We start from the raw sequence: 1,148 nt of genomic DNA, 5'->3' as shown, positions 1-1,148 counted from the left end.
AAGGTTTTTCTTGGTAAGTCTTTTTGTTTATGCTCGTTGGTCTGCTTGACGACAGAAGCAGTCCGCTTGCAAAGCGGATAATAAACTAGAATAGTCCTGTATCGTCATAATTTGTCTTCTAAGCAGTTTTAATCTTGTTTTGGTATAAATGTGTTCAAAGACAAAACCAAAAGCCCTTAGCAGGGCTTTAGAGCGATTTCACATATGCAAGCCGTTATTAATCATCTAAGTAATTTTGATTAAACAGCATGCTCCCTCTATTTAGTCCAATAGGAGAAAGTTTGGTAATAATCGGACTAAGTGTTTTATAAAAAGTAGACGCTTCATCTGATAGACCATTTTTTAGTGCTTCTTGTTGAAGACTGGAGGAAGTCTTATTAATCACTGATAACGGATATTTTCCCTTTTCAAAATCTTTCTTCGCCATTAAACCTATTTTACGTTCTCTGTCAGTAATATTTGGATGCAATACAAAATTATAGAGTGTTTCTATAAATTTTTGCTCTTCTTCGTTCATTTTCTTTCTTGATGTGAACATTTGACACAACCTTTCTTATTCAAAAATTTCAGCTTCAGGAATATGTTTGTATAGCATATTTTCTTCTCTAACCAAAATATCATAAGAATGGTAATCATTGTCAAACGAACCACCAAAATCTAATATTTTAATAATTCCGTGCAACGTCTTTCCGTCACATTTAAATTGTACCTTTTGACCTTTAGTATATTTCATTGGTGGAAAATTTCTATTTTTCATAGATACTTAACTCTCCCTGCTAATTTTTATTTGAAATAATCAATTTGCTAGATATGGATAAATGGACCGTCAGCAAAAATCATGAAATGATTTTAATGCGCACTTACACATAGAATTTATTCTATGTTGTGCTAGACCCATTAAAAACCTGTATCAGAAGTCGCCGTTGGCGACAACAAAATCAAACTAATTTACCCAAAATCAATTTGGTTCAACATGTTTTCTGTACTTGCTTGGTCTAAGCCTAAATAAGCTAAAGTCATAGCTTCACTTGAATGATTTAGTAAGTGCATGACTAGGCCAATATTGTAATTGGATTGCGTATAAACGCGATAAGCCCCAGTTTTGCGCATCGTATGAGTACCTAGATAATTAATTCCTAATAGATCGC

2 protein-coding genes and 1 pseudogene are annotated in these 1,148 nt (G+C 33.3%); all 3 read right to left on the bottom strand.

Annotated features, from left to right (window positions below):
* Nucleotides 1-217: 217 nt before the first annotated feature.
* Nucleotides 218-538 (bottom strand): bacteriocin immunity family protein, encoded by a 321-nt coding sequence (locus FHL06_RS13765; protein ID WP_153387217.1) that lies wholly within the window; start codon nucleotides 536-538, stop codon nucleotides 218-220.
* Nucleotides 539-553: 15 nt separating this feature from the next.
* Nucleotides 554-757: a hypothetical protein gene (locus FHL06_RS13760; RefSeq protein WP_099390810.1), complete on the bottom strand. Its 204-nt coding sequence runs from the start codon at nucleotides 755-757 to the stop codon at nucleotides 554-556.
* 191 nt (nucleotides 758-948) lie between these two features.
* A pseudogene (locus tag FHL06_RS13755) lies at nucleotides 949-1,148 on the bottom strand (tyrosine-type recombinase/integrase); the annotation flags it as partial.

Origin of the sequence: Companilactobacillus halodurans, from assembly GCF_009600985.1 — a bacterium.
Classification (GTDB): Bacteria; Bacillota; Bacilli; order Lactobacillales; family Lactobacillaceae; genus Companilactobacillus; species Companilactobacillus halodurans.
The sequence above is the reverse complement of the archived record's forward strand: the minus strand, read 5'-3'. Positions and strand labels throughout refer to the sequence as shown.

What these genes read in the sequence shown, in the direction of transcription:
- FHL06_RS13765 (WP_153387217.1), bottom strand. Translation starts at nt 538, where the DNA reads ATGTTCACATCAAGAAAGAAAATGAACGAAGAAGAGCAAAAATTTATA.
- FHL06_RS13760 (WP_099390810.1), bottom strand. Translation starts at nt 757, where the DNA reads ATGAAAAATAGAAATTTTCCACCAATGAAATATACTAAAGGTCAAAAG.